Below are 7,006 nucleotides of genomic sequence, written 5' to 3'. Positions count from 1 at the left end.
TGATGGTCAGGCAGGTCAAACAGGTGAGGGTGGTTTTCAGGCAGAAAAAGGACGCTATCATTTGTATGTTGCGCTGATTTGTCCTTGGGCATCACGGACGCTGATTGCCCGTGAATTAAAAGGCTTAACCGATATTGTGTCGGTTTCTGTGGTTGAACCTCAATTGAGCGACTTTGGCTGGCGTTTCGGACATGCCTTTTCAGCAGACCAAGATAGCCTCAATCATAAACAATATATGCATGAGATTTATACGCTTGCTGACCCGAATTTCACTGGGCGGGCAACTGTACCTGTGCTTTGGGATAAAAAGCGTAAAACGATTGTTAATAATGAATCGTCCGATATTGTACGAATGTTTAATTCTGGATTTGCTAATCTTGCGCAGTCCGATTACGAGTTGTATCCGCAAAAGCTACAGTCTGAAATCGATGCACTGAATGAACAGATTTATCAAAAACTCAATAATGGTGTGTATCGCGCTGGTTTTGCAACAACACAAATCGCGTATGAGCATGCAGTGGTGGATGTTTTTGAAATGCTGGAACAACTCGAAGTACGATTGTCACAACGCCGTTATTTGTTTGGAAATGAATTGACCGAAACGGATATTCGTCTATTTGTGACTTTAATTCGTTTCGACGTGGCATATCATGGTTTGTTTAAATGTAATCTGAAACAGTTGCGTAACTATCCACATTTAATGCGCTATGTACAGGATATTCTCATGATTCCTGGTGTTGCTCAGACGGTGAATTTTGAGCATATCAAACAGGGATATTATTCAATTAAGTCCTTAAATCCTTTAGGTATTGTGCCTGTTGGACCCGAAATTAACTTTCAGTTACCCGTATAAGGTGAGAATACGATGAAAATTAAACTGGTGATTTTCTTGCATGGTGTTGGGAGTCAGGGCGCAGATTTATTGCCTGTGGGCAAGTTTTGGCAACATCATTATCCTGAACTACAAATTGCAGCGCCGAATGCACCTTATCGATTTATGAATAGCCCTGAAGCCTTTCAGTGGTTCAGTATTGATGGGGTTACTGTAGAGAATCGGTTACAGCGAATTGAACAGGCACGTCCTGCTTTTGATCAGACAATTCAACAAATTTTAGAGCAACATCAGTTACAAGATCATTTGGATCAGGTGGTATTTTGTGGGTTTTCACAAGGCACCATTATGGCACTCGATGCTGTGGTGTCAGGGCGTTGGGCTGTTGCTGGCGTGATTGGTTTTTCTGGACGGTTATCCAGCCCAATTCAAGCAGATTTGGCTTATAAACCTAAAATTTTACTGCTACATGGTCAGAGTGATACGGTCATTCCTGCTACTGAATCGATTCAGGCAGAGCAGTATTTAACTCAAGCGGGTTTTAATACAACGGTACATTTATTTGATGGTCTTGGGCACAGCATTAACCGGACTGAATTGGAACAAAGCTTAAATTTTTTTTAAGTAGTTTATAAAAATCTGGGTGTGTATACATGAGCTTCATTTTTGCTCAGCTTTACAAATGATGGTTTCTGAAGCTATGTCATGATGAGTCTTTTGTGTTGTTTGAGGTTCCAATCTGATTGTACACATTTGAATTGATAAGAAATGCCGTGGTGACTGATTGATTTACTGGTTATGTTGTTACCGAGAAGTTTTTTCTGCTTGGCAGATTTAATCACCGTTATGTGGTTGCTGGGGCATGTTAGGCAATGAGTATGGCTTAAGCTAAAATAGCCTAAGCCATACTGTAAAACAAAATGAATAAAATCAAAGAATAGTAAATAGCTCTTCTTTACTTAAGCGTGATTTTGGTAATTTCGCATTAAAGTCTTGCTCGCTGCGATAGCCCAAAGTTAACACGACAGAACTATGATAACCCTGATTAACTAAATCAAATTCTTGATTCATCACAGCATCATCAAAGCCGCCAATCGGAGTCGCATCAATTCCTAAAATCGGTGCAGCCAAAAGCAATTCACCCAGTGCAATAAAGGTCTGGGTTTCCATCCAGTGCTTAATATTACCTTTTTCGTTGCGATAATAGTCGATATAACCTGCACGAGTTTCACGCTGTGCCTGTTTAGTCGCTGCATCTTTGAAACGGCCCAATTCATCATCGCGCTCAACCAGTTGTTCCAAATAGGCTTCAGTGGCGTCATTACGTGTACACAACACAATGGTATGTGAAGAGTCGAGCACTTTAGGCGCATTGTAGGCATAGGTTCCAGTCATGGCTTTGGTTACACGCTGTTTCGCTTCAGGGCTTTGTATCACCAAAAAATGCCAAGGCTGGATGTTAATCGATGAAGGAGCTAAACGTAGTACTTCAAGGAGAAGATCAATCTGGTCTTGCGGGATTTTTTTATTTGGGTCGTATGCTTTGGTGGTGTAGCGTTGTTGGGCAAGGGCTAAAAGATCCATATGCTATCCTAATTATGATCAAATTCGGGTTTAACTCATCATGTGATAATATGTGGACATTCTCTCAAAACACAACAAAATTACCGTAAGAGAATGCGTGAAATATCTCTTTTTAACGGAATTTAAACGCAGATTGAGAATTTATCAGAGATTTTTTGTGAGATGTACCTCTCACTTCACATTACTTAATAATGTTATTCAAATTTTAAATACAAATGCTTTGGCGTTCTAAGAGAAAGATTTACGGAAATGATTGAATTTTGCATTGCATCACAATCAGTTTAAAGAAAATCAAGATCATCCTCATTTTTTTAAGTGTGGATGATAAGTTTTTATCAAAGTACAGTAGATAGTTGCTTTGTACTGTCGGGAAATGAACGTATATCTTCAATAAAGAGATCTAGATTGAATGATACGTAAATCTGAGAAATCAAAGCGGTACTATAATTCAATAATCATAAAACAATAGTAAAAAACATAGAGCTCAATAAAACACCAATACTAAAAGCCAAAATGAATCCTAAAAAATTTTGAAATTGTATTTTTCCTTGTTTTGCATCTTTTTTAATTTTGTGCCCCACAATAAAAACTAAAAATCCAAAAAAATATGCAAAAAAACGGTTTACTGAGTAAAGATCTTCGAAATAGTTTATTCCTTTACTCCTTTTAGCAAGAAGATAAAAGATAAAGATCGAGTAACCTACCAGACTAAAAAATAAAGTAAGAATAAAATTTACTTCAGACTTACTCATAATTTCGTTTTTCATAAAATCTCTTATTAAGGATATAAATATTTAAAAAATAAACACTATAATTTGTATAAAAACAAATTGTTACATAATTTATTGTTTTGCTGCCATAGTGAGAAATAAAAGGTGCTGATGAAAGAAGCCTAATGATTAGGTATGTTGAACCTGACAATTCTTTTGGATTTTCATTAAGATGCGCTTGCGAATTAAGCCACTCACAGGCCGAATCAGATACCAATAGGGTCGAAAGCTAGACAACGCTTTTTGATCTACACAAAATACACGCGTTTCAGTCGTGAGTAGTGTGTGCGTGTCACTGATTTTTTCAGCCCAAAAATGCAGCGTCAGTTTGGCCGAGCCTGATTCTGAAAATGCTAAAAAAGATGCTGCGTCAAGAATAGGCTCTTGCCCATAATTGAGTTTCCAAAATTTCCCCGCTAAGCCCATCATTAGTTCTTGCTGTTCGATGTGTTCTAATCTTGTGAAATTATCTAAACCGAAGGCTTGTTTGGAAATGCGTTGTTGCCCCGTGATTTTGTCAAGAAACCTGATGGGTAGCTCTCTTAAGCCAATCGCAAATTTGAAAAAAGCGTCATCATCACCTTGATAATTGAGCACAGCATGCATTACATCCGCTTGAGATGCTGCGATTTTTATCGAATGGGTTTCTATAAAATGATAGTGAGGTAGATATTTATTGTTGATAGGCATCGCTTGTTACATTAATTTTTATGATGATTGATTCCGATCATAGGGAGAAAAGTGATGATCTGTCAAATATCTAAGATTGTGCCAAGTTTTGATTAGGAATTTTGACTATTCTAATGTTTTAAAATTCCTTTTAGAAGCAACAATCAGTCAGATTAGACTTCTTGTATAAGTTCTTTTTATTTCTACCTATGGGAGAAAAATAAAGAGGGTGTAGGCAATTATGAAAGAAGTCGATTGATGAAAGTTTTAAATCAAAGTTTATGTTTGTATAATACATGCAACAGAAGATGATCTTCTGATATAAAAATACACGATGCTTTAGCGTGGTTGGTCTATATGAAATATAATGCATAGCTTATGAATAAAACTGCAAATGAGCTAAATGCTTAATCAGCAAACCTTTGAAAAATAAAACTTCTAAAGTAGAAAAAATGATTTAGGTATTCAGAAATCGTAATGATTTAGAGCCGCACTATTATGCTTCAGACATGCTAACATAAAGCGCAAAATCTCCGTGTAGCTGGGTATATCAATGACTGAGGAAAGATTAACTCACCTTAAACAGCTTGAGGCTGAAAGTATTCATATTATTCGAGAAGTCGCTGCGGAATTTGAAAATCCCGTCATGCTTTACTCGATTGGTAAAGACTCAGCAGTAATGTTGCATTTGGCAATGAAGGCTTTTTATCCTGCAAAATTGCCATTTCCATTATTGCATGTGAATACTGGGTGGAAATTCAAGGACATGATCACTTTCCGTGATGAAATGGTTAAGCGACTTGGTCTTGAATTGATTGAACATAAAAATCTGGAAGGTATCGCGCAGAATATTAACCCGTTCGATCACGGTAGTTCAAAATATACTGACATCATGAAAACGCAAGGTTTAAAACAAGCGTTGGATAAATACAAGTTCGATGCTGCTTTTGGCGGCGCGCGCCGTGACGAAGAAAAATCGCGTGCCAAAGAGCGTGTGTATTCATTCCGTGATAGCAAACACCGTTGGGATCCGAAAAACCAACGTCCAGAGCTTTGGAATATCTATAACGGTAAAGTCAACAAAGGCGAAAGCATCCGTGTTTTCCCATTGTCTAACTGGACTGAGCTAGACATCTGGCAATATATTTATTTGGAAAATATTCCATTGGTTCCATTGTATTTGGCTGCAGAACGTCCTGTGGTTGAACGTGATGGCACATTGATCATGATCGATGATGAGCGCTTCCCACTACGTGAAGGTGAAGTTCCACAAATGAAATCGGTACGTTTCCGTACGCTTGGCTGTTATCCGTTAACAGGTGCAGTTGAGTCAACTGCGGACACCTTGCCAGAAATTATTCAAGAAATGCTTTTAGCCACAAGCTCTGAGCGTCAAGGTCGTATGATTGACCATGATGAAGCAGGCTCGATGGAAAAGAAAAAGCAAGAAGGCTATTTCTAAGCAAATACTGATTTCTAACGAATTTGTGGAGTTTGAGCGATGTCGCATCAATCAGATCTAATTAGCCAAGATATTTTGGCATATTTGAAACAACATGAAAACAAAGACTTACTGCGTTTTTTAACCTGTGGTAATGTCGATGACGGTAAAAGTACCTTAATTGGTCGTTTACTGTATGATTCAAAATTGATTTATGAAGATCAATTACAAGCGGTTACCCGTGACAGTAAAAAAGTCGGTACAACAGGTGATGCACCTGACTTGGCACTTCTTGTCGATGGTCTACAAGCCGAGCGTGAGCAGGGTATTACCATTGATGTGGCTTACCGTTATTTCTCAACTGAAAAACGTAAGTTCATCATTGCGGATACTCCAGGGCACGAGCAATATACCCGTAACATGGCAACTGGTGCGTCTACTTGTGACCTTGCGATCATCTTGATCGATGCGCGTTATGGTGTACAAACCCAGACTCGTCGTCACACGTATATTGCAAGTTTGCTTGGCATTAAGAACATTATTGTTGCGATCAACAAAATGGACTTGGTGGAATTCTCTGAAGCACGCTTCAATGAGATTCAAGCGGACTATGCGAACTTCGTGAACCAGTTGGGTGACCGTAAGCCAAGCAACATCATCTTTACGCCAATCTCTGCATTGAATGGCGATAATGTGGTGAATAAATCTGTAAACACGCCATGGTATACAGGCGAAACCTTGATGGGTACGCTGGAATCGGTTCAGATTAATCGTAATACTGAAAAACACGATTTCCGTTTCCCTGTGCAGTATGTTAACCGTCCTAACCTCGATTTCCGTGGTTTCGCAGGCACAATTGCACTCGGTGAAATCAACGTAGGCGATAAAGTTGTGGCTTTACCATCGGGTAAGTCTTCAACTGTGAAAGAAATCGTAACTTTTGATGGCAATTTGCAACACGCATTTGCAGGTCAAGCAGTGACGTTGACGTTAAATGACGAGATCGATGTATCACGCGGTAACATGCTGGTACGTGCAGATCAAGCGGCTCCAACGATTTCTCGTTCAGTGAAAGCAACTGTGGTGTGGATGGCTGATCATCCGTTGGTGGTGGGTAAGCTGTATAACTTGAAAGTGGGTACGCAAACTGTTCCTGCCAAAGTGACTGCGATTAACTTCCGTACCAATGTCAATACACTTGAGCATGTTCAGGTTGAAGCATTGGAATTGAACGCAATTGCCAATGTCACCATCGAGTTTGATGCGCCAGTGGTATTTGACCGTTATCAAGACAGTCGTTACACAGGTTCATTCATCTTCATCGACCGTTTGAACAACGTCACTGTGGGTGCAGGTATGGTGGAAGAGTCTGTTGAATGGACTGCACATACAAGCCCTGTGACTGCTGAAGAACGTGCTGCACGTTTAGGTCAAAAACCTGCGGTATTGGCTGTGACTGCTGAAGTCTTTGCTCAGGCACAACAGCTTGAACGCGCATTGCTTGAAACAGGTGTGGTTGCAGTAGCTAAAGCAGGCTTAACGGCTGAACAAATCAGTTTGTTACGTGAAACAGGCGTGGCTGTGATTGTTGATGATGCTGAACAGGCAGATTCGACTGTTACATTGACCGAGTTTGATGCTGCGGTTCAATATATCCAAGAGCTTGTACAACTCTAAGTTTTAGTTTCAGTTGATATATCAACTGAATAA

At 39.4% G+C, this 7,006-nt stretch carries 7 protein-coding genes; 4 read left to right on the top strand and 3 right to left on the bottom strand.

What is annotated here, in order from left to right:
* Nucleotides 1–853: glutathione S-transferase family protein (locus ACX1N5_RS13300; protein ID WP_458802662.1), on the top strand; the 853-nt coding region annotated here is incomplete at its 5' end.
* Between the two features lie 12 nt (nucleotides 854–865).
* Nucleotides 866–1,456, top strand: a complete 591-nt coding sequence (locus ACX1N5_RS13295; RefSeq protein WP_458802660.1) for an alpha/beta hydrolase — start codon at nucleotides 866–868, stop codon at nucleotides 1,454–1,456.
* Nucleotides 1,457–1,762: 306 nt separating this feature from the next.
* On the opposite strand, the gene nfsB is transcribed toward ACX1N5_RS13295, so the two are convergent.
* The 3 genes from nfsB to ACX1N5_RS13280 form a co-directional block, all read right to left on the bottom strand.
* Entirely contained in the window at nucleotides 1,763–2,416 is a 654-nt protein-coding gene (gene nfsB / locus ACX1N5_RS13290) for an oxygen-insensitive NAD(P)H nitroreductase (RefSeq protein ID WP_458802657.1), read from the bottom strand.
* Between the two features lie 455 nt (nucleotides 2,417–2,871).
* On the bottom strand, nucleotides 2,872–3,183 hold the full coding sequence (locus ACX1N5_RS13285; RefSeq protein WP_458802655.1) for a hypothetical protein: 312 nt from the start codon (nucleotides 3,181–3,183) through the stop codon (nucleotides 2,872–2,874).
* A gap of 132 nt (nucleotides 3,184–3,315) precedes the next feature.
* Nucleotides 3,316–3,876, bottom strand: coding sequence for a hypothetical protein (locus ACX1N5_RS13280; protein WP_458802653.1), 561 nt, complete (start codon nucleotides 3,874–3,876; stop codon nucleotides 3,316–3,318).
* A gap of 532 nt (nucleotides 3,877–4,408) precedes the next feature.
* On the opposite strand from ACX1N5_RS13280, the gene cysD reads away from it, so the two are divergent.
* Nucleotides 4,409–5,317, top strand: a complete 909-nt coding sequence (cysD, locus tag ACX1N5_RS13275) for a sulfate adenylyltransferase subunit CysD (RefSeq protein ID WP_004752346.1) — start codon at nucleotides 4,409–4,411, stop codon at nucleotides 5,315–5,317.
* Nucleotides 5,318–5,356: 39 nt separating this feature from the next.
* A complete protein-coding gene (gene cysN, locus ACX1N5_RS13270; protein ID WP_458802651.1) occupies nucleotides 5,357–6,973 on the top strand; it encodes a sulfate adenylyltransferase subunit CysN in 1,617 nt (538 codons plus the stop codon).
* Nucleotides 6,974–7,006 lie beyond the last annotated feature (33 nt).

Source organism: Acinetobacter sp. ANC 4636, from assembly GCF_054454555.1.
Note: the sequence above shows the minus strand (reverse complement) of the source record. Positions and strands in the feature narration are given on the sequence as shown.